Source organism: Chryseobacterium sp. StRB126 (genome assembly GCF_000829375.1).
Taxonomy (GTDB): Bacteria; Bacteroidota; Bacteroidia; order Flavobacteriales; family Weeksellaceae; genus Chryseobacterium.
In genome coordinates this window covers 2,350,511-2,375,306 of sequence record NZ_AP014624.1, presented here as the reverse complement: position 1 = coordinate 2,375,306, position 24,796 = coordinate 2,350,511, and the positions used below count along the sequence as shown (strand labels likewise).

Annotated in this window: 22 protein-coding genes; 12 read left to right on the top strand and 10 right to left on the bottom strand. The window is 36.6% G+C overall.

All coding sequences use genetic code 11. The annotated features are described in order from the left end of the window. Position 1: 1 nt before the first annotated feature. Positions 2-307, bottom strand: a complete 306-nt coding sequence (locus CHSO_RS10640) for a DUF4134 domain-containing protein (RefSeq protein WP_045495720.1) — start codon at positions 305-307, stop codon at positions 2-4. A 187-nt stretch (positions 308-494) separates the two neighbouring features. Here CHSO_RS10640 and CHSO_RS10635 point away from each other — a divergent pair, with 187 nt between their 5' ends. Further along, a complete protein-coding gene (locus tag CHSO_RS10635) occupies positions 495-1,469 on the top strand; it encodes a YhcG family protein (protein ID WP_045495718.1) in 975 nt (324 codons plus the stop codon). A 33-nt stretch (positions 1,470-1,502) separates the two neighbouring features. Here CHSO_RS10635 and CHSO_RS10630 read toward each other — a convergent pair whose 3' ends face one another. The 3 genes from CHSO_RS10630 to CHSO_RS10620 are packed head-to-tail and all read right to left on the bottom strand — an operon-like array spanning position 1,503 to position 3,293. Next, the gene (locus CHSO_RS10630; RefSeq protein ID WP_045495716.1) at positions 1,503-2,120 is read right to left on the bottom strand and encodes a hypothetical protein; all 618 of its coding nucleotides are present in this window, start codon (positions 2,118-2,120) and stop codon (positions 1,503-1,505) included. Positions 2,121-2,129: 9 nt separating this feature from the next. Then, positions 2,130-2,522, bottom strand: coding sequence for a DUF3408 domain-containing protein (locus CHSO_RS10625; RefSeq protein ID WP_045495714.1), 393 nt, complete (start codon positions 2,520-2,522; stop codon positions 2,130-2,132). 3 nt (positions 2,523-2,525) lie between these two features. Further along, positions 2,526-3,293 (bottom strand): ParA family protein, encoded by a 768-nt coding sequence (locus tag CHSO_RS10620; protein WP_045502270.1) that lies wholly within the window; start codon positions 3,291-3,293, stop codon positions 2,526-2,528. Positions 3,294-3,473: 180 nt separating this feature from the next. Between CHSO_RS10620 and CHSO_RS10615 the strand changes: the two genes are divergently transcribed. The 4 genes from CHSO_RS10615 (at position 3,474) to mobC (ending at position 7,708) form a co-directional block, all read left to right on the top strand. Further along, positions 3,474-3,698 (top strand): hypothetical protein, encoded by a 225-nt coding sequence (locus CHSO_RS10615; protein ID WP_045495713.1) that lies wholly within the window; start codon positions 3,474-3,476, stop codon positions 3,696-3,698. Between the two features lie 200 nt (positions 3,699-3,898). Further along, on the top strand, positions 3,899-4,333 hold the full coding sequence (gene mobA, locus CHSO_RS10610; RefSeq protein WP_045495711.1) for a conjugal transfer protein MobA: 435 nt from the start codon (positions 3,899-3,901) through the stop codon (positions 4,331-4,333). Next, positions 4,330-5,583, top strand: coding sequence for a conjugal transfer protein MobB (mobB, locus tag CHSO_RS10605; RefSeq protein ID WP_045495709.1), 1,254 nt, complete (start codon positions 4,330-4,332; stop codon positions 5,581-5,583). Before mobA ends, mobB begins: the two co-directional genes overlap by 4 nt. Positions 5,584-5,707: 124 nt before the next feature. Next, positions 5,708-7,708, top strand: coding sequence for a conjugal transfer protein MobC (mobC, locus tag CHSO_RS10600; protein ID WP_045495708.1), 2,001 nt, complete (start codon positions 5,708-5,710; stop codon positions 7,706-7,708). Positions 7,709-7,759: 51 nt separating this feature from the next. On the opposite strand, the gene CHSO_RS10595 is transcribed toward mobC, so the two are convergent. Together CHSO_RS10595 and CHSO_RS10590 are read right to left on the bottom strand one after the other, a co-directional pair. Continuing rightward, positions 7,760-8,605 (bottom strand): RteC domain-containing protein, encoded by an 846-nt coding sequence (locus tag CHSO_RS10595; RefSeq protein ID WP_045495706.1) that lies wholly within the window; start codon positions 8,603-8,605, stop codon positions 7,760-7,762. Between the two features lie 43 nt (positions 8,606-8,648). Continuing rightward, a complete protein-coding gene (locus CHSO_RS10590; RefSeq protein ID WP_045502267.1) occupies positions 8,649-10,337 on the bottom strand; it encodes an AraC family transcriptional regulator in 1,689 nt (562 codons plus the stop codon). A gap of 303 nt (positions 10,338-10,640) precedes the next feature. On the opposite strand from CHSO_RS10590, the gene CHSO_RS10585 reads away from it, so the two are divergent. Genes CHSO_RS10585 through CHSO_RS10575 form a run of 4 tightly spaced genes read left to right on the top strand, consistent with a single transcriptional unit; the run spans position 10,641 to position 12,868 of the window. Continuing rightward, positions 10,641-10,874 (top strand): hypothetical protein, encoded by a 234-nt coding sequence (locus CHSO_RS10585; protein WP_045495704.1) that lies wholly within the window; start codon positions 10,641-10,643, stop codon positions 10,872-10,874. A gap of 11 nt (positions 10,875-10,885) precedes the next feature. Next, entirely contained in the window at positions 10,886-11,056 is a 171-nt protein-coding gene (locus CHSO_RS25940; RefSeq protein WP_171817635.1) for a hypothetical protein, read from the top strand. Positions 11,057-11,072: 16 nt separating this feature from the next. Beyond that, complete coding sequence (locus CHSO_RS10580) at positions 11,073-12,578, top strand: MauE/DoxX family redox-associated membrane protein (RefSeq protein WP_045495702.1); 1,506 nt, start codon at positions 11,073-11,075, stop codon at positions 12,576-12,578. 23 nt (positions 12,579-12,601) lie between these two features. Continuing rightward, positions 12,602-12,868, top strand: a complete 267-nt coding sequence (locus CHSO_RS10575; RefSeq protein WP_123911698.1) for a DUF6520 family protein — start codon at positions 12,602-12,604, stop codon at positions 12,866-12,868. A gap of 39 nt (positions 12,869-12,907) precedes the next feature. On the opposite strand, the gene CHSO_RS10570 is transcribed toward CHSO_RS10575, so the two are convergent. The 4 genes from CHSO_RS10570 to CHSO_RS10555 form a co-directional block, all read right to left on the bottom strand. Continuing rightward, positions 12,908-15,382 (bottom strand): alpha/beta hydrolase family protein, encoded by a 2,475-nt coding sequence (locus CHSO_RS10570; protein WP_045495698.1) that lies wholly within the window; start codon positions 15,380-15,382, stop codon positions 12,908-12,910. Then, positions 15,369-16,748: a RagB/SusD family nutrient uptake outer membrane protein gene (locus tag CHSO_RS10565; RefSeq protein WP_045495696.1), complete on the bottom strand. Its 1,380-nt coding sequence runs from the start codon at positions 16,746-16,748 to the stop codon at positions 15,369-15,371. Before CHSO_RS10565 ends, CHSO_RS10570 begins: the two co-directional genes overlap by 14 nt. Positions 16,749-16,758: 10 nt before the next feature. Further along, positions 16,759-19,764, bottom strand: a complete 3,006-nt coding sequence (locus CHSO_RS10560; protein WP_045495692.1) for a SusC/RagA family TonB-linked outer membrane protein — start codon at positions 19,762-19,764, stop codon at positions 16,759-16,761. Between the two features lie 108 nt (positions 19,765-19,872). Continuing rightward, entirely contained in the window at positions 19,873-20,406 is a 534-nt protein-coding gene (locus tag CHSO_RS10555) for a hypothetical protein (RefSeq protein ID WP_045495689.1), read from the bottom strand. A gap of 499 nt (positions 20,407-20,905) precedes the next feature. On the opposite strand from CHSO_RS10555, the gene CHSO_RS24995 reads away from it, so the two are divergent. The 3 genes from CHSO_RS24995 to CHSO_RS10540 all read left to right on the top strand — a co-directional run bounded on the left by CHSO_RS24995 (position 20,906) and on the right by CHSO_RS10540 (position 24,794). Beyond that, a complete protein-coding gene (locus tag CHSO_RS24995) occupies positions 20,906-21,214 on the top strand; it encodes a helix-turn-helix domain-containing protein (RefSeq protein WP_052480558.1) in 309 nt (102 codons plus the stop codon). A gap of 282 nt (positions 21,215-21,496) precedes the next feature. Beyond that, positions 21,497-22,312: a GNAT family N-acetyltransferase gene (locus tag CHSO_RS10545; protein WP_045495687.1), complete on the top strand. Its 816-nt coding sequence runs from the start codon at positions 21,497-21,499 to the stop codon at positions 22,310-22,312. Between the two features lie 340 nt (positions 22,313-22,652). Further along, the gene (locus CHSO_RS10540) at positions 22,653-24,794 is read left to right on the top strand and encodes an ATP-dependent nuclease (RefSeq protein WP_045495686.1); all 2,142 of its coding nucleotides are present in this window, start codon (positions 22,653-22,655) and stop codon (positions 24,792-24,794) included. The last annotated feature ends 2 nt before the right edge of the window (positions 24,795-24,796 follow it).

Genomic DNA, 24,796 nt, shown 5'->3' with positions numbered 1-24,796 from the left:
TTTAAAGGAAGAATGAGCGAAGAATGGTTGCGGCAACAATTAAGAAGATACATGCTCCGAACCAGCTGGCAGCGGTTTTACTGGTGTCAGGATCACCACTGCTGAACTTGTTGTAAACCTTGACACCTCCAATCAATCCTACTACTGCACCTATGGCGTAAATTAATTGGGTAGCCGGCTCAAAATAAGAGGTGACCATCTGTGTGGCCTCATTGATTCCAGCTGAACCATTGCCTTGGCCGAATACCGAATTAATTGTTACCAATGTTAAAACAGCATACAGCAATTTTTTTCTTTGTTTTTTCATAATGAATAGATTTTTTGATTATCAAACCCGCACTTTACGGGCTTGAAGACAAAGATGTCCGAGTCTAGGTACTCAGTAACAGGAATGGCATTGGATGGAATCTTTTGGCTGTTAAAGAACCGTGCGCCAGTCAGAATTCCTGTATAATTAATTGTAAATTTGTAAGGAATTTCAAAAAAGAGAAATCATGGATAAAAGGTTCACAGATATTATTGAGCTCATCAAACAGTCTCGTAACAATGCGATAAGAAAAGTCAATGAGGAACTCATCAACCTATACTGGAATATTGGTGAGTATATCAGCAAAAAGGTAGAGCTGAGTGAATGGGGACAATCTGTGGTTAAAGAACTTTCTCAGTTTATCCAGACTCATGAACCTGAACTAAAAGGATTTTCGGATAAGAATCTTTGGAGAATGAAGCAGTTTTATGAGACTTACAAGGAATTTCCAAAAATCTCAACACTGTTGAGAGAAATCAGCTGGTCTCATAATCTGTCCATATTCTCCAGATGTAAATCAATCGAGGAAAGGGAATTTTATATCAAGTTGACCAAACAGGAAAATTATAGCTTCAGGGAGTTAGAGAGACAGATATCCAGCAGCCTTTTTGAAAGAACGATGATCGGAAATTCAAAACTCTCAACAGTGTTGAGAGAAACTAACGCTGATATAGTCAATACATTTAAAGACAGCTATGTATTTGACTTTTTAAATCTGCCTGAAACATTCAATGAAAATGATCTCCAAAAAGGTTTAATTGAACAGATGAAAAATTTTATCCTGGAGTTAGGACGGGATTTTCTTTTTATCAGCGAAGAGTACAAAGTACAGGTCGGCAATTCTGATTTTTATATCGATCTCTTATTCTTCCACAGGGGGCTGCAATGCCTTGTCGCTTTCGAACTGAAAGCAGATAAATTCAAACCGGAACATCTGGGTCAGCTTAACTTTTATCTGGAAGCGCTGGACAGGGATATTAAACGTCAGAACGAAAATCCAAGCATCGGCGTACTGCTTTGTAAAGACAAAGACAGCGAAGTAGTAGAATATGCGCTGAGTAGAAGTCTTTCTCCGACAATGGTTTCTGAATACAAAACGCAGCTTCCCGACAAAAAGGTTCTGCAGAAAAAACTGCATGAATTGTTTGATAACAGATCTTAGTTGAAATTTATTAATAACAAAAGGGGAATTTGCCTAAACAAACTCCCCAATATCGAAACCTTCAACACCATCTTTGTAACTGGAAGATATGCCTTCAACATCATTCGAAATGCTCTGGCTTAACAAATTTGAAATACGCTTCGAAGCCTCCCCCAACGAATTCTCCAAAAGATCAAAAAGCTCGGTCCCATGAATTTTTTGAATTATACCTACTGCTTGTTGTTGTAAGCCAGGCTCCAAAACCTGCTCTTGAAGCAACTGACCCACAGTACTTAATTCCTGAAAGGTAACCCCTGTAGCAAACCCGCTTTCGATATTAGAGTCCTGATACTTCCAATCTTCTTCCTCCTGCCCCCAATTATCCTTGATTAGAATATCATCAAGATTTTTATTCTCGGTTACATCTTCAGCTTTCCCGTTCCTGGTTTCTGATTCAAAATTATCTTCTGCTAATGAAGTAAATTCAAGGTGGCTTTCAGTGGCTTCAACTGGCAAACCTTTTCTTTTTGTTTGCTTAATATCTCCCATTATCGGTGGAGAACTTTTCTTAGTATTACCCCTATCTTTCGCACGGACATTGACTGGGAATCTTCTGTCGAGAAGAATTAGAATGATAGCGATTAATAAACCTATAATGATTATTTTTTCCATAAAATGATATTAAAAAATGGGACGGTATTTTTTATTGAAATCATCAGTAATTTCCTTTTCAAACATTTCGAAATGATACGCCAGTATATTATCCAGATAAGCATACAGAGAAATCTGGTCATCGGCAATGATTTGAATAATGCGTGAGAGGCGCTCGTGATATTCAGGACGGATATAGATACTTTTATCACCCCGCTTAGTCATTGTGTGATGGGTCAGAAACTGCTCGACATAACTTAAATCTGATGTTTTTTTATTCTTCAACTTATTTTTTGCTTCACTCTTCTCCTTTGGAGGATCATCAGTTTTTGAAATATCTTCCTTCTTAGGACTTCCTGCCATAATGGACATCAGATATTGTTCATCGATACCGTTATCTTCATTGTTATTGCCCTGTTCCATAATTTATAGTTTTACAATTCTTAAAAATTCCTCTACAAATTGATCCAGCCTGCATTGAGCTAACAATTTAGGATCTGCAGGTAGTAAAGTGGATCGGAAAACAGTCTTTGTAATAGCCTCCCCTTCCTTTCTAAATCTTTTACTGTCTGTAATACTTGTTTCCATAAGTGGCAATCCTAAATCTGAAATCACTTTACTGTAGTTTTTGTAGAGCAACGTCCGTTCTCTTCCATCCACCTGATTCCAGAATAGATGTACAGCCCGAATTCCCGTTTGAGTTTCTTTCATCAATACATTGGTCAGAACATGGGTGAAACTTAGCGTACTTTCCAGCACAACACGATCCGCAGTAATGGGAGAAAAAATATAATGGACTTTCGTCAAAGTTTTTAAAATACCGGCGGTATTAACAGTTCCCGGCAGGTCTAAAAATATAGCATCAGGAATTATTTCGGAGCCATCAACATAAGCATTCATATCCTCTAAAACTTGGTCGGCTTTACTCTGGAAAATGGGATACGTTTTTTTATTAATACTCGTAAATTGTTTGTGAGCGATCTTTTTTAAAATCTCATTCTGCATCACCATTTTTAAATCCCGCTCTCTCATCTGGAGTAAACTGTACTGTGGAAAGTCACAGTCAAAAACGGCAACATGATACCCCATCCGATAATGAAGAATACTTGCTAGAAGTGATGTAAAAGTGCTTTTTCCCACACCTCCTTTTTGGGTGGAAAATGCAATAATTGTAGGTTGCTTTTTTGTTTTCATTTTGCTTAAATTGTTAGACATAATTTGATAGAATGATTGAAAAAAGGCTCTCAGTAATGGGTTCAGTAATACAGGCTGGAATTCCTGATATCTGTATTGACTTCTATCAACATTCACTGAATACTGCCCGCCCGTCCTGAAAAACGGATTTCCTGATCCCTATCTCTCTAAAATGTTATCATGACGGTTGGAATTCCGGAAAGCTGGCATGCAGGGGTTCTGCTGTTCAAGATTTCTGTCAAATCTGCAGTTGAGAAGTCCCGCTTTCAATCTGATACAAATGAATACGATTTCTTCTTCGAAATATTCTTAATGGTAGTTTTTGGCGTAAAGTGTCAGTCTATGGCTTTGTCTAACATTCTGTTTTTCTATATCATACAAGCTTACTTTGTGTTGGAAGACTAAGGAGTTTTTTGGAGTTGGACTGTTTTTAATGCTTTAAAGCATTAAATATATTTTCTTACTGAAATTTCCTTTCACCCGAAAGGAGCAAGTTATGTTTTGAGTGCCTCATAACTTTTTTCGTGCCTCAAAACAACTTGCCCTGGCTGGGGCTTTAAAAATCACTCCGAAGTCATGATTTTACTAATATTAAATTAAATGCGATGGACCTAAATAAAAAAAGCAAAGGCGGGCGTAAGCCCAAGCTTAATCCAAGTAAAAACAGGCATGTATTTAGACTTACGGATGAGGAAAATATAAAGTTTTTAAATTTATATGAGGCTTCCGGAATGAGTAACAAAGCGAAATTTATTACAACAATTTTATTTCAGAAAGAATTAAAAATTGTAAAAGTTGATATTTCAACAATAGATTATCATACCCAATTGACCAAATTCTTCTACCAATTCCAGTCGATTGGAAACAATTATAATCAGATAGTAAAAATTTTATACCGAAATTTCACGGAGAAAAAAGCGTCTTTCTATCTCTTTAAACTGGAAAATCATACCAGAGAACTAGCTTTAATTTGTAAGCAGATTATAGAACTCACCAAAGAATTTGAACAAAACCATATTCAAAAAAATTCTGTAAAATGATCGCTAAAATTGGAAAAGGTGAAAACCTATGGGGTGCGCTTACCTACAATCAACAGAAGGTGGACAACGAAAAAGGAACGGTTTTATTCACTAATAAGATTCCTGATTTGTGGGATCGACCTTATTCGGTTAAATTTTTTCATCAGTACTTTGAACCCTACTTGATTGCCAATAACAAAACTGAAAAACCGGTAATACATATCTCACTTAATCCTGATCCTGAAGATAAGGTTAATGACAAAGATTATCGGGAAATGGCTCAGCAATATATGCAGGAAATGGGTTATGGCAACCAACCCTATGTTGTCTTTAAACATACGGATATTGATAGAACTCACATTCATATCGTCACCACCTGTGTCCAGATCGACGGAAAGAAAATATCAGACCGATATGATCATTCCCGATCAATGGAAGCCTGCAGAAAACTGGAAAGACAATACAACTTAAAAGTTGCTGGTGAGAATAGAAATTTAAATCAAAACTCTATTTTTAAACCTATAGATTATACTAAGGGGAATATCAAAACACAATTATCCTCGATACTACGACATATACCTCAAACCTACAGCATTCAAAGTATAGGTACATATAACGCTTTACTCTCTCAATTTAATATTTCCTGTGAAGAAGTTACTGGAGAACTGCATGGAAAAATGAGAAAAGGAATGGTCTATTTTGCAACGGATAAAAATGGAAAAAAAATAAGCAATCCTTTTAAATCATCCCTTTTTGGTAAGCATGCAGGAGTAGAAAATATTCAGGTGCTTATTGAAAAATCTAAAGTAAAAATGAAAAATAATCCTTCAAAATTCATTCTTAAAAGAACTATTGAAACCGCTCTCAGCACGAGTAAATCGGAAGCTTCTTTTAAGTCTCAACTTTTGGAACAGGGAATCGCTACGGTCATACGAAAGAATGATGAGGGAAGGATCTACGGAATCACATTTATAGAGCATAACTCAAAATCTGTTTGGAATGGCTCACAGCTGAGTAAAGAACTATCAGCCAACTCATTCAATACACTGTGGAATGAGGTAGAAACAAAGCCTAAAACCAATTCATATAATAGTTCTAACAATGATATATCGCTTGAAAAATCTTCAGAACATTTCTTCAACAATAACAGCTACGAAGTATTTGACGGATTTTTTAGCGGATTATTGTCTTCAGGTCCTCATGAGGATCAGGAGGAACAAATTTTTGAATCACAAATGAAAAAGAGACAAAGAAAAAGAAGAAAAAAATAATATTCTTTTGCAAAAACGGTCTTATAACGATGCTCAAAGAGCCTAAGCCAGCCAATAAATGCATGCAACGGCGCATTTATATTTGAGAATGCATAATCAGTTATTTATGCGTCTAAAATGTAATATGCAGGGTGAAGACGATTTAAGAGGACTTGCCAAAATCATGGCGTTTATGCGAGCGGTCAGTATTATTATGGTACTAATGCATCTGTACTGGTTTTGTTATGGATTTTTTGCACATCAACAATGGACACTGGAACTCATCAATAAGATTCTTTATAATTTTAATAAGACCGCAGGCCTTTTTTCTCAACCTATTTATTCTAAGCTGTTCGCAATAGTTTTACTGGCTTTGAGTTGCCTCGGAACAAAGGGAGTCAAAAATGAAAAGATCACTTGGAAAAAAATTAGTATTGGTTTTTCTATTGGTTTTGTCTTATTCTTTTTAAACGCAATCCTCTTACAATCTGCCAACAGCTTTACTCCTGTACTTTATATTCTATCTACCGGTTCCGGATACATCTTCCTGATGCAGGCAGGAGTCTGGATAGGCCGTTTACTCAAAACAAACTTAATGACCGATGTTTTTAACAATGAGAATGAAAGCTTTCAGCAGGAAACCCAATTACGCTATAATGAATATTCTGTTAACCTTCCTACACAATTCTATTATCAAGGGAAGTGGCATCAGGGATGGATTAATGTGGTGAATCCTTTTCGAGCCACCATTGTCTTAGGGACTCCAGGCTCAGGAAAATCCTATGCTGTTGTCAACAACTATATAAGACAACATATTGAAAAAGGATTTTCCATGTATATCTATGATTTTAAATTCGATGATTTGTCTACTATTGCGTACAACCATCTTCTCAATCATTCTGATGCTTATACCGTAAAGCCGAAATTCTATATCATCAATTTTGACGACCCCAGAAAAAGCCATAGATGTAATCCTTTAAATCCCGATTTTATGACGGATATATCGGATGCATATGAAGCTGCCTATACCATTATGTTAAACCTGAACAGAAGCTGGATACAAAAACAAGGCGATTTCTTTGTTGAGAGTCCTATCATACTGCTAGCTGCCATCATATGGTTTCTTAAAATTTATGAAAACGGTAAATACTGCACTTTTCCACACGCTATAGAGCTGTTGAACAAAAAATATGAAGAGGTCTTTACGATATTAACCTCTTATTCTGAATTAGAAAACTACCTATCTCCTTTTATGGATGCATGGCAAGGGGGTGCACAGGATCAGTTGCAGGGACAAATCGCTTCCGCAAAGATTCCTTTGTCAAGAATGATCTCACCACAATTATACTGGGTAATGACCGGAGACGATTTTTCTTTGGATATCAATAACCCCAATGAGCCTAAAATTCTGTGTGTAGGAAATAATCCTGATCGTCAGAATATTTATTCTGCTGCTCTTGGGCTGTACAATTCAAGAATTGTTAAGCTAATTAATAAAAAAGGACAGTTGAAGAGTTCAGTGATTATTGATGAGTTGCCTACCATTTATTTCAGAGGACTGGATAATTTAATTGCTACTGCCAGAAGTAATAAAGTTTCCGTATGTCTCGGATTCCAGGATTTTTCTCAGTTGACAAGAGATTATGGAGATAAGGAAAGTAAAGTCATTCAGAATACGGTCGGCAATATTTTCAGCGGTCAGGTGGTTGGGGAAACAGCCAAAACCTTATCTGAACGTTTTGGAAAAATATTGCAAAAAAGACAAAGTATATCCATCAATAGGAACGATACTTCCACCTCCATTTCTACCCAATTGGACAGTTTGATACCTGCTTCGAAGATCTCTACCTTAACCCAGGGATTTTTTGTCGGTGCTGTATCTGATAACTTTGACGAAAGGATTCGGCAGAAGATTTTTCATTCCGAGATTGTCGTAGACAATGTTAAGCTTTCTCAAGAAATGAAAAGTTTTCAGCAGATACCACCGATCCGATCCTTTATTGATGAAGACGGGAATGATTCTATGACCAGGCAGATTCAGGATAATTACAGAGAAATTAAGTCAGATATTCTAAATATCATCACAGATGAAATGGATCGAATAAAAAATGATCCTGATTTGCAACATTTATTGAACTCGGATTAAAGAATGAAACCTCAAATACCATACGATTTGAGGTTTCTGTTTGTATTTATGTTACTCAGCATCACTGTTCATAAAATATTGATTCAAATTGTCACTCACCAATTGAAGGAATTTGGTTGGTCCCTGTTTTCGGTTACGGATTTCAAAGATGGTTTTATGAAAGTTACCTAAATCGCAATCCAATGACTTTTCTGTAAATTTTATGACTTCGCTTAACTCTATATTACCACCGTTAAAACAACGCATCTGGTAAAGTGCATAGATAAGCTCTATAAGACCGACCTTTGATCCCGACCAGCTCAAAGGAGAAAACACTTTTACCGTAAAGTTATCATTTGAATTTTCAATTTGCTTTTTTAAATACTGATCGAATTGCTGATTGGAAATAAATCTGGCGATCATATGATCGTGGGATGTTGTAAAACTTGGATCATAATTATAAAATCCTGATGATAGCTTCATTTTTAGGTCGTAGGAATTGCGAACAAATATTTTATGATCAAGATAGGTTGCTTCCCGTTTATAGTAACTGTAAAATTCAGAATGCAACAAATAAAAGTCTTTCAACTTTTCCTGTTCTGCTTCATAATATTTTTTTAAGGTCTTATTTCCGGCAGCCGGTTTATGAGATTCAATATCCAGTACTGCAGAATAATAAATAAATTTTGCAATAAACTGCGGTTTCAGTTTTTTAAAAAACAATACTTCTTCAGCAATATGATCAAAATGGTGGTTGGAAACTAGAAGTTTTAATTTCCTTATCGACTCATCAATAATAAGTAATGCCTTTTCTGAAATTCTAATCATATCATTCCCGTCAGCATTGACTTCGTTAATCTTTAGGTCCAGATCCTCCAGTAATTGTGAAGTTCGTTTAAAAATAGTTTTTGTTACCATGTCCTTTTTTAAGGAATTTACAAAGATTACAACTAAAAAGTTTCTATTCTATTTTAAGTTCTTGTTTTCTTTTGCGAATAAAATCTGTTGGCCTTAATCCATTGACTTCGTAAAATAGATCTGAAAAATGCTGGCGAGTTGAAATACCCGATTCTTCAGCGAGAGCTTCAATTGTATACAAGAGGTACTTCCTTTCCGAGTTTAGTAAGTGTGTGATATAAGAAATTCTAAGCCTATTGATGTAGGTCTTAAAGTTTTCACCTTTATTTTCATTGATAAAAGTGGAAAGATAAGAGGTATTAGTATTCATTTTAGTCGCTAATATTCCTAATGTTAACCCCCTTTGTTTAAATCCGTTTTCAATTTCAAATTGCCGAAGTTTCTGATCCAGTTCTTTATAGAGTTCCTCAGGAAGCCCTATTTTTATAGAATTGTTGCTAACATTTTGCCCATCAATAATTAATGCATCATATTGTTTATTATTTAATCTGTCCTGCAGTAGCAGATACTTTAATTTTATATGTTGCTCCTTGTGATATTTCAAAATGAATAGACAGAGAAAGAATATGGTTGATACGATAAAAACAAGCAAGTACATCATCCGGCGCGAACTCATTTTCTCCAATCTGTTTTTACTTTCAGTGAGTAATCTTTCATCATACTCCCTGTGTATTTTTGACGATAGATAGGTGAAATCTTTGCCGATAATCTTGTCAACCTTCAATAGCTGCTTGGTATAATACAGTTGCTTTTCCTGATCGCCTTTCTCTGAATAGTACGTTATTAGATCTTCATATGCTGGTCTTACTTCAGGAAGGATAAATGTATGCCGGTTGAAAATAGAATCAACCTTCTCAAGATAATAAACACCCTTATTCTCATTATTCACCATATGATTCTTTCCCAGATAATAATAAATAACAGATAACCAGGAAAAATCATTTGATTTTAAGATCTCTTGTAAAGCTGCATTTAAATCATGTATACTTCCGGCGTAATTTTTGTGGTGATACGCCGAAATGCCACGGCATTTTAACAGATAGCTTTTTTCCAGTAAAAATCTATCCTGATCAGCGAGATGCAGTAAAGTATTTTCAACAAGGTCGTCTGCCATATCATATTTCTTAAGGTTTCGATAACAGATCACCATTTGATGAATAGAATTAAAATAGCCTCTTTTAAAATTGAATAACGTATTCGGATGACTTTTTCCTTTACTTCCTTTTTCAAAAAAGGCACTGCATTGTTTAAACAACTCTAAAGCTTCCTGATAAAATCCTAAATAACTTTTTACTACCCCCAGATGATATATGATTTTTTGATGTAAATACTCATCCTTACCATTTTTAGAATATTCATAAGCTTTGAGATACTCTGCCAGGGCAGGTTCATATTTTTTAAGGTTAAAGTAATAAAAGATTCCTTTGCCTAAATAGGCATCACCGATAAGTTCCGGCTGCTTTGACCTCAATGCTGCATAAATAGTACTGTCTGCATAGGAAAGTTTTCCTTCATTGGACGGAGTGAAATATACGGCAAACTTATAAGCTTCCGAAAGCCTTGCAAAATCAGAATCCTTCTTTGCTTTTGATATATAAATCCTTAAATACCTGAAAGCTGTCGAGTCATTCTTTTTAAGATTTTCGTATTGACTTCTGAGCCAGACATAATCATTTCTGTATTCCTCTGCGTGGAAATCAGTGATGGAAAAAAGCAGCAGCAATATTATCATGATACATTTTGAGACCGTCATAGTGATTAGTTTTTAGCTGAAAGAGTCAAATTTAGCCAAAAAAAGATAATCAAAGCCAGGTAACTAATTAAACCACAACAATATGTAATATCTATTATCAATCATTCACCAATACATAGTTTTTACAGAATTATAACCGTCATCATTTATAAATGATGACGTCTTCTTTTGAAAAGCTGATCCAATATCACTTTTTTTATAGACCGGTTTCAAAATACCTTTGGTTTAAGAATTCTAATAAATCCCCCTGACCGGTTGGGAATAACTTAAATCAATATTAATATGAAAAAGTATATTCCTCAAATCATTTTAATCTTAGCAGTAAGTACAACAGCTTTAAGCTGCAGACAGAACGATATAATGGATGAACCAGAATCACAGATCATCCACAATCCTGAAAACAGGAAATATTTTTCCGAAAAAAGTCAGGATACAATACGAAAGGACATAAATCCGGCAGCAGATCCACCAATAAAGGATACCCACGATTGGCGGATAATTGAAAATAACCCTTAAAATGTTAAGATATGATTCCCCATCACTCATCCCTCATCTGCAAAACAGGCTTACCATGTCCTAGAAGTGGTATTTGGGAAAGTATGGGGAATTTCAAAACCACCTGTCCGATTTCTAAAGGTTCCAAAATGCCGGAGTACTGTGGAGAGAAAGTAAAGTGGATCCTGATAAGAGCAATATAAATTAAAAAATTACACCATGAAGATATCAACAACGTCCATCAGCATCATAAGCTACTTCTTTGTTTTGTTGTTTGTGTATGCTGCCGTAAGCAAAATACTTGATTTTGAAAACTTTCAGGTCCAGATTGCACAATCACCATTATTGAGTAGCTATGCAGGTATCACTTCATATGCTGTGATTATTGCAGAGCTCGTGATATCCATTTCTCTAATACTTCCAAGATATCGTTTATATGGTTTATATAGTTCACTTGGACTCATGACCTCATTCACTATCTATATTTATCTCATTATTCATTATAGTGAATTTATACCCTGCTCCTGTGGAGGTATTCTCGAAAAACTAGATTGGAATGAGCACCTTATTTTTAACATTGGCTGTGTTATCATTGCTATCATAGGCATTTTTCTCTCTGTTAAGCTAAAACAAAGAGTTTTAACAACATCTTTATGGATTATCTCTCTGATCATCCTTAGCTTTTCGCTGGTAATGATCCTGTTCTTTTCTTCCGAACAAATGATGAAGAAAAATAATAATTTCATAAGACGTTTTCCCCATCATCCGATTTTACAGGATAAGAGCCTAGATTTAGGAGCTAATTCTTATTATTTTGCAGGGACAAGTAACGGAAAAGTAATACTGGGTAACTATATAAGCCCGCTCACCATCACCGAGATTGATTCCACTTTCACTACTTTCAGCCAGCGTACCATAAAGCTTGATCATTATGACCATCAATTTAAATCTTTAACTCTTTATATCCGTGATTCCCATTTCTACCTTGCCGACGGAAGCGTTCCTGTCATTTATCGTGGGAATCTCAATAATCTTTCTGCAAAAACCATGAGTTACAAAAAGATATATTTTGACCAGCTCCAGGTATTGAACTCCACTCATATAGCATTCAGAACCTTTAACCCTGATACAAAGATCAGGGCGTTAGGAATCTTGCAACTATTATCCGGGCATTACGACCTTAATAACAATATCATCAATAAACAAAAGGACGGCCTTTTTGATACAGACGGCCAGCTTATTTCAGACAGTGATAGCAACGCTTATTATTACATCTACTATTACCGTAATAAAATCATTACAGTAAAAACACCGGGCAATTCTTTTACAGCACAAAACACCATTGATACCACCCATATTGCAAAGGTCCAAAGTACCATTCTTTCCGATGGAAAAACAAAGATGACTGCTCCACCCTTTGTAGTGAACAAGATGGCAACGGCGTGCAGGGGGATCTTATTTAACCAATCCAATCTCATGGGGAACTTTGAAAACCGGGACCAGTGGAAGACCAACGCTATTATTGATATGTACAATACCAGAAATAAAAGTTACAGTGGAAGTTTTTATATTCAGAACCGGGGCAAAAATAAAATTACCGGAATGCTGGCTACAGATCATTACTTCTATACACTTATAGGCAATGAAATCGTGCGGTATCGTTATGCGCAGACAATCATGGACGATTTCAGAAAAGGGGAAGCCGAAAACCTTAACTCAGAGTAGGCAAAACAACAAATCCAAATCTTATGAAAAAGTTCATTCTGCCTGTCGCTATTGTGATGATAGGCGCAACATCTGCTCTGGCGAGCAATGTCAGCAAAAGCAACACTAAAATTCCTGCTACAGGGTATGTATTCCGCCCTGCAGCAGCTATTAAATGTGTGAATGCTCATGTTCAATGTGACACATCAGGGAATGTTATGTGTACCGCAGATCTGGGAAATGGGCCCGAACAACTCTACCAGAGAATCAGTGATACCTCATGTCCCAATGCACTTTTTGTAAAACCTTAATTTAAAAAGGATGCCTTTTGGGCATCCTTTATTTGTTAATTAATCCCGTTTATCACTTCCCTTCATCCAATCAGCTTTTATCCCATCTTTAAGGTGATATTCAAACCACTGCTCTACTCTTCGGGCGATATCTATCTTATTGGACCGCTTCAGGAATCCATGAGCCTCATTCTGATAAAACAAGGCGACGACTTCTTTTTTATTTCTTTTCAATCCAATATAAAACTCCATGACCTGATTCCAGTCTATATTTCTGTCATTGACTCCTGTCCATAAGAAAATAGGCGCACTGATTTCGGATACACTATAGATCGGACTGTTTTGAATATACAGTTCCTTATAGTCCTTAAAACTTCCAGGCATTTTATACTGTCCATTTTCAAACTGCCAGTAAAAAGGCCTCAGGAAATTGTAATTATATGAAAAATAAGACCGTACCAAATCACTGTTTCCTGCTCCCGAGGCATAGGCTTTAAACCGGTCTGAATGGGTGGCTATAAAATTAGTTTCATATCCTCCATGGGAATACCCTATGAGTCCCAGTCTTTTAAAATCAATGGACTTCAATCCAGCTACAGCATCGAGAGCACTGTTCACACAATCCAGAGCCGAGAATCCAGTCCCTCTTTTGTCAAAAACAATATCAGGAAGAAACACAAAATAACCACCCTCAAGATAAGAACGTATGTTCAGACCCTCCGTACGTTCGAAAAACCCATCTCGCAGATACTGATTGCCAAAGTGGCTTTGTCTCGCATAGACAATAGTGATCATGGGGTAACGCTTTAGATCTGTGAAATCCAAAGGGTAATACAAAATACCGGTAAGGTCTACTCCTTCAGAATTTTTATAGCTTATCCTCTCACTACGAATCCTTCCAACCTCCATGTCCTTCCGGTTGCTTTTATAAATGATTTTTGCTTTCAAGCCGTTAAATACTTTAATATAGGCCGGAACATTGTAATCTTCAATACAAGCCTCCAGCAGGATGCCATTCTTATGTTCTATTTTATCAATCCGTTCTCTTGTAGGAGCCTGCAGCATTACCTTTTTCCCGGATTGACAAGAATACGAAAGGATGGCTGTTAGATCATTCTTTTTATCATACATTTTTATAATCAGAGGCTCCTTACTATTATATAGATTCTGGCCTCCATTAGGATAACCACTTATACCCTCTCCCTGAATTGGATTTACAATGGTAGAACGGAACCCATCCAGTAAGGAAATTTTCACCAAATCACCAGTATCTGTTTGATACCGCAACAACCTGCCCTCTGTTTCAAACAGGATATATTGATCATCTTCTGAGAAATAGGGATCTCCCGTATCTGCTATTTTTAACTTTTTTTCAGCCAGTGTATACAAATCATAAAGCACCCAATTATTGCCGGGATTAGACAGTATAAACCTTCCTGTAGATCCGTAATAGAGGATATACCCTCCCTTCCCGATATATTGCTGTTTTCCATTCCCTACTTCATACCGGTACAAATCAAACTCAGGGTACTGGTTTACATAATCCTGATTTTTATAATAATTATAACTGATAACATACATGCTGTCTCCAATATTGATTTTCTCCAGCGCTTTATCATCAGTATCCATTCTCAGACTGCGCAGCTTCGGATCCCAGACTGCTATTTCTTCCGACTCCCCACCATGAAACTTCAGTTCAAGTTTACGATCATCCGCATTCCAGATATCAGGATTACCAGGAAGCTTATCTGGATCATCACCATAGGTGAGCCTGACCAGAAAACGCTCTCCGGTTCCCAGCCGGGAAATTGTGGCCGCTTTAAAGTCCCGGCTCGTATCACTGCTCAGATGAAATGCCTCTTGGGTTTTGCTAATATAAACCAGATCCGTTTTTCCATTTTTTTCTGTAATCCATGCACTGCCCCCCTTGTCCGACCATCTGCAATCCAGTATTTTCTGATCAGTTGAGTAGATTGCTTTTTCTGGCATCCGCAGATCATACAGCAGGTTTTTCCCGGCTTCCTTTTTCACAAAAAACACATCACTCCCTTTTACAAAAAAGCTTGTAACATTTTTATATCTGTCCGCCGGATCTCCCTCCTTCCAGATTTCCAGATCAGTCCCTGAAGATGAAGTTCCCCTTAACACCAACCATGTATTCTGAGACTTTACAAATTCTGAACTGACTATCTGATTCCAACTTTTACTCACTCCTGAATTAAGGTTAATCATTTCAGCACTGCCCTTTCTTATTAAAAGAAGATTTGAACGGCCTGTAAAATAAAATTTGGTTACCCCCGCATACTGTTTCACGTTCTCAGCCTTTTTACGGTCTACCAAAACGATGGTGTCCCTGCTTTCCTCATAGGTCTTCCGGAATGCGGTCCACTTTCCGTCGGGTGATGTTTCCGGAAACATTATTGTATAACGGAGATTGTGATACCTAGGATTAAACCTGTCTTTTTTAACCGTCTGGCTGATCGCGTCTATAGAAAAAAGCAGGATCATGATGTATAATAGTTTAATAGCCTTCATTCTGGGGATTTAAATTAGGGTTGAGTAACAGTTCATTAAGGGGTATGGGCCAAAGCCTGTGGTAAGGCTTCCAGTTAGATTTTAGGGCGGTAAGCTGCTGCAGCTTTCCTATTCTTTTCAGGTCAAAGAACCGCTGTCCTTTCTCCGTAAAGAATTCCCGCCGCTTTTCCTCCAGGAGTTCATTAAAGAACATATCCTGCGCTAGACCTGCTGTAACAGCAGCAAGACCTGCTCTTTGTCTTATACGGTTAAGATAAATAGCTGCTTCTGCGATTTTTCCCTGCCGGGCCACCGCTTCAGCCAGGATACAATATCCCTCTTCCAACCTGAAAAGAACCGAATACTCTGTCGTATTGGGGGCGAGGTTTTTATACTTATAGGCCCTGTACCATGTCTTTCCGTTAAAACTCACAGGAAGTGTCCAGAACTGCTTTCTAAGGTCTGCATCAGAGAAAGAAGCCATAAGATCCGCTGAAAGCGCATAGGAAGAAGGTGCAGCATTGGTAAAATAATACTGTAAAGCCTCAGCGGTGCCATCATTTTCATTCTGAGGCTTCATCTGCCAGAGGATATGTTTTCCTGTGTTTAAAAACACTTTCTTTACATCCTCCTCAAAACTATACATTGGGCTGCTGACCACTTCTCTACCCATCTGTTCTGCTTCCGCCCACTTTTGCCGGGACAGATACACTTCAGCCAAAACCAGCTGTGCCACTTTACGGTTAGGATATAACCTTTCTGTTGATGTATACTCATCAGCCAGCATAGCTGCAGATTTCAGAAGGTCCTTTTCAAGGTGATCCAGCACTTGATTTTCCGGCATCCTCTGAAGGCTTTTATTGATTGTAAAATCGGTTGTTTCCGTGTAAGGTACATCCCCAAATAAACGCTGAAGATTAAAATAGATCATTGAACGCACCAAGAGAGCCGTTCCGGCAATACGCTGCCTGGCATTCACCGGTATGGATGATGCCTTTTCCAGCCCTTCTGCAATGGAGTTCGCCATATAAATTTCTTTATAAGCATTGCGCCATATCAGTTCCACACTGATATTCCCTGAAAGCTGCTGGTTATGATAAATATCCTGGGCTGCATTGGTATTACTGATGAAGTAGGCATCCAGTTCATCGGTATAGCTTGATAAAAAGGCTGCGAGGCCGTTACTTCCTCCCGAAAACATGGAATTATCCCTTATTTCTGCCATTAGATTAGCCAATGCGGCCTCTGCTGTGTGGGTATCTTCAAACACCGCAGCAGTATTGATCTGGTCAGTGGGCGGATCAATTTCCACCATCTTTTCACAACCGGGCAGCAGAAACAACATTAGCATCCCCGCTACCAATATTGTATAGGTATTATATTTCATGATCTGATATTTAAAAGTTTAGTTGTATTCCAAAAGCAAAGGTTTTAAGTGGCGGAAGATATCCGGCCACGCTGAACTCAGGATCAAGCCCGAAGTATTGGGTCCATGTCCAGAGATTTTGTCCCTGCACATAGAGTGTTGCATTTTTAAAGAAAGGGTCCCGGCTGTCTATACGGTAATTAAGCTGTATATTTTTAAGTCTGATGAAAGAAGCATCCCCTATCGCTGCAGTACTGTTTCTCAGATTGGCTGTCAATCCGTTCACGGTGGCATTTCCACCCGCTGAATAAGGCATAATCATTCCTCCAGGATTATCTTTGGACCATACATTCAGAAAATCTACAGGCATATTATTCATAGTGCCCGGTACGGCCATTCCCCTGATATAGTTCCAGTTTCTCTGTTTCACGAAATACAAAAGGAACGAAAGGCTTAGATTTTTATAGGAGATCTGGTTCTGCCATCCTCCATAGTACTTCATCCCTATGTTTTCTGTGGCCTGCGCATCTGCCGGGGCTGTTATCTTCCCATCTCCATTAAAGTCTCTGAACCGGTACTGCCCTGTTACCGGATCAATTCCCTCATATTCAAAAACCCGTACCATTGAGGTAGGATATCCTACCTTATAGGTATTAGCATAGGTAGAACCTTCCAGTCCCGGGAATTTGATAAGCTTGTTTTCCGGGATACTCAGGTTAAATCCGGTTTCCCATCTTACAGGAGTTGACCTAAAAACATTGACATTAAGTGACAGCTCCCAACCCCTGTTTTCCACCGTAGCATCAAGGTTGGCCGTCACATTTGAGAAACCTGTTATAGAAGACAGTGGAATTCCTACCAGCTGATCCGTTGAACGGTTTCTGTAGAAAGCTGTGGTCAGCATGATCCTGTCCTTTAGAAAACCTAATTCCAGAGCCGTTTCCAGCTTCCTTGTCTTTTCCCAGCTATAAGCAGGATTATAAAGCCTTGACGGATAAAGCCCTGTTACCCCATCATAATTCGAGTCCCCTATCGTGTAGGTATTCAAAAACTGGTAATCCCCTATAAAATCACTTCCTGTGACCCCATAGCTTGCCCGTACCTTCCCTGAGCTCAGCCATTTCCATGAGCTAAACATCGGTTCTTTTGTAAATAACCAGGCAAGTCCTGCCGCTCCAAAATCCGCGACCCTATTTGAAGGCCCGAACCTGCTTGATGCATCACGCCGTCCGGTTATATTCAGTATATACCGATCTTTCCATTTATAATTGATTCTTGCATAGAGGGCTGCATATTTATAGGGATTCACTACCTGATTGGAGATGATCTTCGTTGAAGCAGCCCCAATATTTCCGATAAGGGCATTGCTTGCAAAACCTACCCCTGTCATGTAGGACAGTTGAGTAGTAGTCTGCTGAAAAGAAGTTCCTATCAGAATATCCAGCTCATGATGTCCCAGCTTCTTCGCCCATGAAAGCTGAGGTTCTATGATGTAGGAGAACATGGTATTGCTGCTCTTGGAAGCTGAGGAATTTGCAGAAGTCATTCCATAGGCAGGATTGTACATGGTACTGGGCTGTAAGGAAAGTTCCTCCAGGTTCTGGTAATTAACCCCGCCATTGGCTTTCAATACAAAGTCTTTCCAAAACCGGTATGATAGGTTCACATTGGAATTCCACTGCAATACTTTATTCGAATAGCTACTTTCCAACGCTGCTAATGGATTGGTAAAGGTATTGTTCTCCCAATTCAGGCTTCCATCAGCTGTATAAAGCACAGGAGCATTGGGACTCATGTTCAGTGCTTTTAACGTAAGATCTGTATTCATCACATTATTGGAAAGTGATGAAAACATATTGGAAGCCTCTATTCTGAATCTTTTATCCTCCGAGCTGTGGCTGAATGAGGAATTCAATATATTGGTCCTATAGTGAAAATCACCGGGAAATACTGTTGTCTGGTCATTATGGGAAAAGCTTACTAAAAAACTGCTGTTTTCTGTCCCTCCACTAAGGCTTGTCTGGGTCATGCTTCCTGTAGCTGTCTTCCCTATCAGTTCCTTCTGCCAATCGGTATACCTGCCCTGATTCCAAACTCCATTGACATCATATGCATTGGCAGGAAACACCGATATTCCATCATTCTTATAAGCTTCTCTGCGCATAGCAAGATACTGCTCGATATCCATCATTTTCATATGGCTTCCGACACTGCTTATGCTGTATGCAGTACTGATCATCCCGCCCAATCTCCCTTTCTTTCCTTTTTTAGTCGTCACCAGCACCACCCCATTAGCTCCCCTTGATCCATAAATAGCCGTTGCATCTGCATCTTTAAGGATTTCAATGCTTTCTATATCATTCGGACTGATGGCATTCAACGGACTGATATTCTTCAGTGGAATTACTCCCACTGAAAAAGCTGAGTTCAGCTGCCCTCCTACCGGAACTCCGTCAATTACATAGAGGGGCTGGTTACCATCCACTACACTATTGGACAGATTCCTTAAACTGTTTCTTCCCCGGATCTGGATATCGTATCCGCCTCCTGCTACTCCCGAGCTTTGGGTAATGCTTACCCCTGTCATCCTTCCCTGTACTGCTGACAGTACATTGGTGACAGGCTGATTTTCTATATCTTTTGCTGAAACTTTGGCAATACTACCGGTTCTTTCCTTATCTTTTACCTTGTAGTAGCCAGCGTTGAGAATAACTTCTTCGATTCCCTTTACTTTTTGTTCTAGGCTGATATTAACGACCTTCTGATTAGTGAGTGTGAATTTTTCTTCTGCATAATCAGGGTGTCTGAACAATAGGATGGTATTTTCTGCTGAAACCTGTAACGTATAGTTTCCGTTGTTGCCGGTCATGGTTACCTGATCACTGCCCTCTTGGGAGATGATAACTCCTGAAAGGGGTTTACCTGATGAGGTGACGGTACCGGAAATGGTACGTACTTGGGCTTTTGTACCAATGCTTACAGCGGTAAACATGAGCCCAAAGAAAATGCCTCCTATATGGTAATAGGAATTTTTCATAGATTTGTAAAGGTTTTTAATTTTCTAAAGATTAATTACTGAACTACGCTCTTTCCCGTTGGTCTGCAAACTCTGGGGGAAAGGGCTTTTTTTATTAGTTTCTGTTTCTTATTTTATTTTTTTGTTATCATTTTTCTGAATTCCTCTTTCCAAGAGGAGATAAGCTGCATCCAGCATCTTTGAAAGATGGATATAAGGTCTTACCAGATTGCTTTCAGGTCCATGTCTGTAAATCTGTTGTGAGAAATAGACAATTCCCGAAATAAAGTACTCAAACTCTTTAATGCTGTATTCCTTAAAGGCTCTTTTGAAAACCAAGAGTGGGTTTTCATATTCTTTATCAGACAGAGAACCTTTCATCATTGGAGAGCTGATGTATGACGCTGCATTTACCTTCCGTTTCTTTGTCTTTTTACTGATCATATAACCTTCACGGATGAATAGGTTCAATGATTGATGAAATTGTAAAATGACAGAAGGATCTTTCTTTAGCCAGTCTTTCCCGTTTACTGCATATTGCATGATGGAACTGAGCATCTGTTTAGCTGTTACCAGATCGTTGGTCTGAAAGAAAGTTTCAATACACTGTAGTTTTCTGTGGTTCTTTCTAGCTGATCCAACAGCTGTTTTTTTGTTTTTCAATGGTTGTTTTACTGTAAATAATAGTTTTTAAAGACCATGTAGGAGAAATCGTAATGCTCCTCCCTACAAGGTCAAATGTGAATATGAATGAATTTGTGTTCCCGTGAAAGCTTATAAAAGCCGCAATAGGTTGTACCCTCCTATTGTATCGTGTAATCTGATACTATTTTGAAAGCGGGCTTAGATTGTAATGTAGATATAAAGCGAACTGCATTGGAAAAAAAACGGCATGGGACTCTACATTATCCGATTCGGGGCACTGGTATACCTTACATGCAGATAAGAGAGCCCACGCCTAGGTCGTGAGCTTCCTGCTTATCGTCTCGCATGTTAAAAATTACCAGTTTTCGAATCGAGATTCTAAGCAATAGCTTCTAATATTTCGTTGAAGTATCGCAAAGTTACATTTTATGAAACTTATTCTACAAATATAATTAAAAAAAATCAAAACGAACTATAAGTCTTCATGAAAAACATTTTTAATTACAAAATTTACTGAATGTATAAATGGAACAGTGAAGAAATAAAAATTCAAATCGGGATAATTTTTAAATTATACCGATTAAGAAAAGGATTATCACAATTCCAACTTGGAAATGAGATTGACCTTTCCAAAGATTACATTGGTAGAATCGAAAGAGGAAAAACAAATTTATCGATTGAAATTATTATTAATATTTGTAATTTTCTTGAGCTTGATATAGTTCAGTTAGTTTCTAGGATGACTCAGAAACAAATTGAATCCGCTATAAATGAAATCAATCTTTTAGAAGTAAAATTTAAAAATCAAAATAAGAGAAAATCCTAACATAAGTTAGGATTTTTTATTTACTAATTTCTTAATAGTTACGGTCAGAATATTGGTGAAATAAATCTCATATAAAGAAATGTATAACATTTGCAAATTAAATGTTATGAAATACCAATAAGAATTCTGTTTCCACAAGAAAATAGATTATCATCTTTTAATAATTACTAACATATGTTTTAGAACTATTAAATTTATTTGCTAAAAATAATATAATGCCTTGTAAACAAAAATATTAATAAAAAAATATTTTTTATATTAGATTTAACTAATAACATATTTATGAAAATAATTACTATTAATGAAAAAGACGACTTTTTTCATTTTTTAAACTATAATATTGATGTAAATGATTATAAATACAAATATCTGAGTAATGTTTTACATTATGCGTTTGTTATTGGCCAGCTGCCAGTAACAGAAAATACAAGAATTTTGAGATTAGATACATATTGGGCTATTTATATTGAAACAGATGGAAAACTATTTATCTATGGCGACACATTAAAAGAATTTACACTTGAATTGCAAAGTATCATAAATTTTGAATCTTTTCAGGGTTTTGAAATAATGGGTGATTATAACCTAGTTTACAGCATTATACGAGGAAAGAACGTAACAAATTTTACAGTTATAAAAGATCGCATTTTTTACCAACTAAATAATAAAGGTTTATTAATTTTAAATAGTGAAACACCATTACTACCAAAATTAGAAGACCATGCAGAATTAACGGAAATGATGCTAGCCTATTACGTTGAAGAATATGAAGGAAAGAGAAATAAAGAGAAAGCTTTTATAAATGCTATGATTATTGAGCATATAAAAGAAAGCTCCATTTATATACTAAAGGAATCACAAACAATTGTAGCGTTTTGTACAATTTCTGATCCTGATATCGGAATAATTTTTGTGAGACCTGATTTCAGAAATAGAAATTTAGGCAAGTTATTATTGTCTCAATGTAGTAAAATTTTATTTGACAAAAATCAAAAAAGTCTTTTAATGACGGATCTAAATAATTATTCTTCTAATAAGATGTGCTTAGATATCGGATACGAAGAAATTTACAAGCATACAAATTTAGAATTAATTTAACCGCATATTTTGAGAAATTGGTCATTCATTATTACTCTTAATTCATACTCTTGGATTTTTTTTTAAAATTCCATTTTTAAAAGTCATTACTGTATGATATATTTTTATAAAATTAAAGAATTGATCATAATCTTTGATTAAATATTAGTAAGAATAATGAGTTTTAATTTTATTGTTACGGGAAGCCGTAATTAAATGTGTAAAAATATTGATACTTTTGAAAGTACCAGTACTTGTAATGGGTTCAAAATTTATTATAATTAAATGTCCAAAAAGGTAAGGAGTAATTTTGATCCTGATGGAAATGTTCTAAATTAATAATTTCACACACAAATATTTAATGTATATATCTAAAGTTTCACTCATTAACTACAGAAATTTCGCGAATGCTATTTTTCAATTTCACAAAGGTATTAATACCATTATTGGAGAAAATGGCTCTGGAAAAACAAATGTTTTTAGAGCCATAAGATTGCTTTTGGAAGACGCTTCAATGCAATTTGCTTACAAACTAAATGAAGGAGATTTTAATAGGCAGTTGGGTAAAAATAAATGGAAAGGACATTGGATAATCATTAGCATAGAATTTGACGAACTTAATAATGAAGAGGCTATACAATCTCTTTTCATTCACGGTGCCGGAATTGCGGAAGAAGATTATGTAAAAAAAGCTACTTACAATTTATTTTTTCGACCAAAAGCAGACGTTAGACAAAAATTATCTGAACTGAAAGAAGGAGATAAAGCTGGTTTACAAACAATCTTGAATGATATTACCATTCAAGATAATTATGAGACTTTCTTTACAGGAAAAAGTACAGCCGATTTTAACGACCTTGAAGTTTACAAGGAGCTTGTGGGTGATTTCGAAAATGTCATTTTTCCTGCATCGATTGATGCTTCTAAATTTGGCTCAAGAATTCCACATCAATTGTCAGTTGCCAAAGAAATATCCTTTACGTTTATTCAAGCTTTGCGAGATGTTGTAAGTGATTTTCATAATAATAGAACCAACCCTTTACTTACACTATTAAAAAATAAAAGTGGAGAAATTAAAGAAGTTGATTATAAGCCAATAAGTGATTTAGTTAATGATTTAAATGAAAATATTGAAGCACTTCCCGATGTACAAAACATAAGAGCAGATATTAAATTTACCATACAAGACGCGGTTGGATTAACTTACTCACCATCGTCTTTATCCATTAAATCCAGTGTCCCAGATGAAGCAGAAAAGCTTCTACAGTCGTTAAAACTTTTTATCGGCGAACCTGAAGAAGATTATGAAGGGGGAATACACGAATTAAGTTTGGGAGGTGCAAATCTTATATTTCTTACCCTAAAACTTTTAGAATTTAAGTATAGAAAATCTAAAGATACTTTTGCAAATTTCCTGATTATAGAGGAGCCAGAAGCCCATATTCATAATCACATTCAAAAGACACTTTTTGACAAGTTAAATTATGTCGACACGCAAATTATTTATTCGACACATTCAACACAAATTTCAGAAGTCAGTAACGTTGAGAACATAAATATTCTTGCCAAGAAACTCAATTATGCTGAAGTTTATCAACCTTCAACAGGTTTATTACCTGAAAACATTAACCAAATACAACGCTATCTAGATGCGGTTAGGACTAATTTACTTTTTGCCAAAGGTGTAATTTTGGTTGAAGGAGATGCGGAAGAAATTTTGATACCGATTATGGTAAAAAAAGTCCTCGGTGTAGGACTTGATGAATTAGGAATAAGTCTAATAAATATTCGAAGCACCGGTTTTGAAAATGTGGCTCAACTTTTCCATAGTGATAGAATTAAGAGAAAATGCGCGATACTTACTGATTTAGATGACGCTATTTGTGATACAACGGAAGTTGAAGGCGATACAGATGAAATTATAAAATATAAGAAGAAAGTTGCCGGATCGCAAAAAAAAGGTTTGGAAAGAAAAGCGAAACTTGATTTGCTTGAAACAGGTAACATATGGGTTATGGCGTTTTACGCCAAACATACTTTTGAGGTTGATTTTGTAACTGAAGGAAATAACTGGGAAGTTCAAAGAATAATAAAACAAGTGTATGTAGATAAGGCTACTCGCGACCAAGCAAAGCTGGATTTGGAAAATACTAACGTAGCTGTATCTGGTAAACGAGTACTTACAATGGCAAAGCAAGAAGGCAAAGGTTGGTTTGCAATAATGCTTGGCAAACATATTTTCTTTAAAACTATTATTCCTGAGTATATTTTGGATGCAATCTTTTTCGCTAAAGACAGGTATTCTTCACATATAATTGCAGACATTATTGAGTTTAGAATAAACGAAAATTTTAAGGATAAAAATACCTTAGATTTTGCTTCTTGCCGTGCTCAATTATTAAAATATCGTAATGCAGAAATACCTTTAGAAGATTTAGTAATCGACTTGGATTTGGTAATTCCCAATGATCAAATATTAACCATCATTGAAAAATTGAAATAATT

What these genes read in the sequence shown, in the direction of transcription:
- CHSO_RS10540 (WP_045495686.1), top strand. Translation starts at nt 22,653, where the DNA reads ATGTATATATCTAAAGTTTCACTCATTAACTACAGAAATTTCGCGAAT.
- CHSO_RS10560 (WP_045495692.1), bottom strand. Translation starts at nt 19,764, where the DNA reads ATGAAAAATTCCTATTACCATATAGGAGGCATTTTCTTTGGGCTCATG.
- CHSO_RS24995 (WP_052480558.1), top strand. Translation starts at nt 20,906, where the DNA reads ATGTATAAATGGAACAGTGAAGAAATAAAAATTCAAATCGGGATAATT.
- CHSO_RS10615 (WP_045495713.1), top strand. Translation starts at nt 3,474, where the DNA reads ATGACGGTTGGAATTCCGGAAAGCTGGCATGCAGGGGTTCTGCTGTTC.
- CHSO_RS10585 (WP_045495704.1), top strand. Translation starts at nt 10,641, where the DNA reads ATGAAAAAGTATATTCCTCAAATCATTTTAATCTTAGCAGTAAGTACA.
- CHSO_RS10630 (WP_045495716.1), bottom strand. Translation starts at nt 2,120, where the DNA reads ATGGAAAAAATAATCATTATAGGTTTATTAATCGCTATCATTCTAATT.
- mobC (WP_045495708.1), top strand. Translation starts at nt 5,708, where the DNA reads ATGCAGGGTGAAGACGATTTAAGAGGACTTGCCAAAATCATGGCGTTT.
- CHSO_RS10565 (WP_045495696.1), bottom strand. Translation starts at nt 16,748, where the DNA reads ATGAAATATAATACCTATACAATATTGGTAGCGGGGATGCTAATGTTG.
- mobA (WP_045495711.1), top strand. Translation starts at nt 3,899, where the DNA reads ATGGACCTAAATAAAAAAAGCAAAGGCGGGCGTAAGCCCAAGCTTAAT.
- CHSO_RS10545 (WP_045495687.1), top strand. Translation starts at nt 21,497, where the DNA reads ATGAAAATAATTACTATTAATGAAAAAGACGACTTTTTTCATTTTTTA.
- CHSO_RS10590 (WP_045502267.1), bottom strand. Translation starts at nt 10,337, where the DNA reads ATGATAATATTGCTGCTGCTTTTTTCCATCACTGATTTCCACGCAGAG.
- CHSO_RS10640 (WP_045495720.1), bottom strand. Translation starts at nt 307, where the DNA reads ATGAAAAAACAAAGAAAAAAATTGCTGTATGCTGTTTTAACATTGGTA.
- CHSO_RS10570 (WP_045495698.1), bottom strand. Translation starts at nt 15,382, where the DNA reads ATGAAGGCTATTAAACTATTATACATCATGATCCTGCTTTTTTCTATA.
- CHSO_RS10575 (WP_123911698.1), top strand. Translation starts at nt 12,602, where the DNA reads ATGAAAAAGTTCATTCTGCCTGTCGCTATTGTGATGATAGGCGCAACA.
- mobB (WP_045495709.1), top strand. Translation starts at nt 4,330, where the DNA reads ATGATCGCTAAAATTGGAAAAGGTGAAAACCTATGGGGTGCGCTTACC.
- CHSO_RS10625 (WP_045495714.1), bottom strand. Translation starts at nt 2,522, where the DNA reads ATGGAACAGGGCAATAACAATGAAGATAACGGTATCGATGAACAATAT.
- CHSO_RS25940 (WP_171817635.1), top strand. Translation starts at nt 10,886, where the DNA reads ATGATTCCCCATCACTCATCCCTCATCTGCAAAACAGGCTTACCATGT.
- CHSO_RS10635 (WP_045495718.1), top strand. Translation starts at nt 495, where the DNA reads ATGGATAAAAGGTTCACAGATATTATTGAGCTCATCAAACAGTCTCGT.
- CHSO_RS10620 (WP_045502270.1), bottom strand. Translation starts at nt 3,293, where the DNA reads ATGAAAACAAAAAAGCAACCTACAATTATTGCATTTTCCACCCAAAAA.
- CHSO_RS10580 (WP_045495702.1), top strand. Translation starts at nt 11,073, where the DNA reads ATGAAGATATCAACAACGTCCATCAGCATCATAAGCTACTTCTTTGTT.
- CHSO_RS10595 (WP_045495706.1), bottom strand. Translation starts at nt 8,605, where the DNA reads ATGGTAACAAAAACTATTTTTAAACGAACTTCACAATTACTGGAGGAT.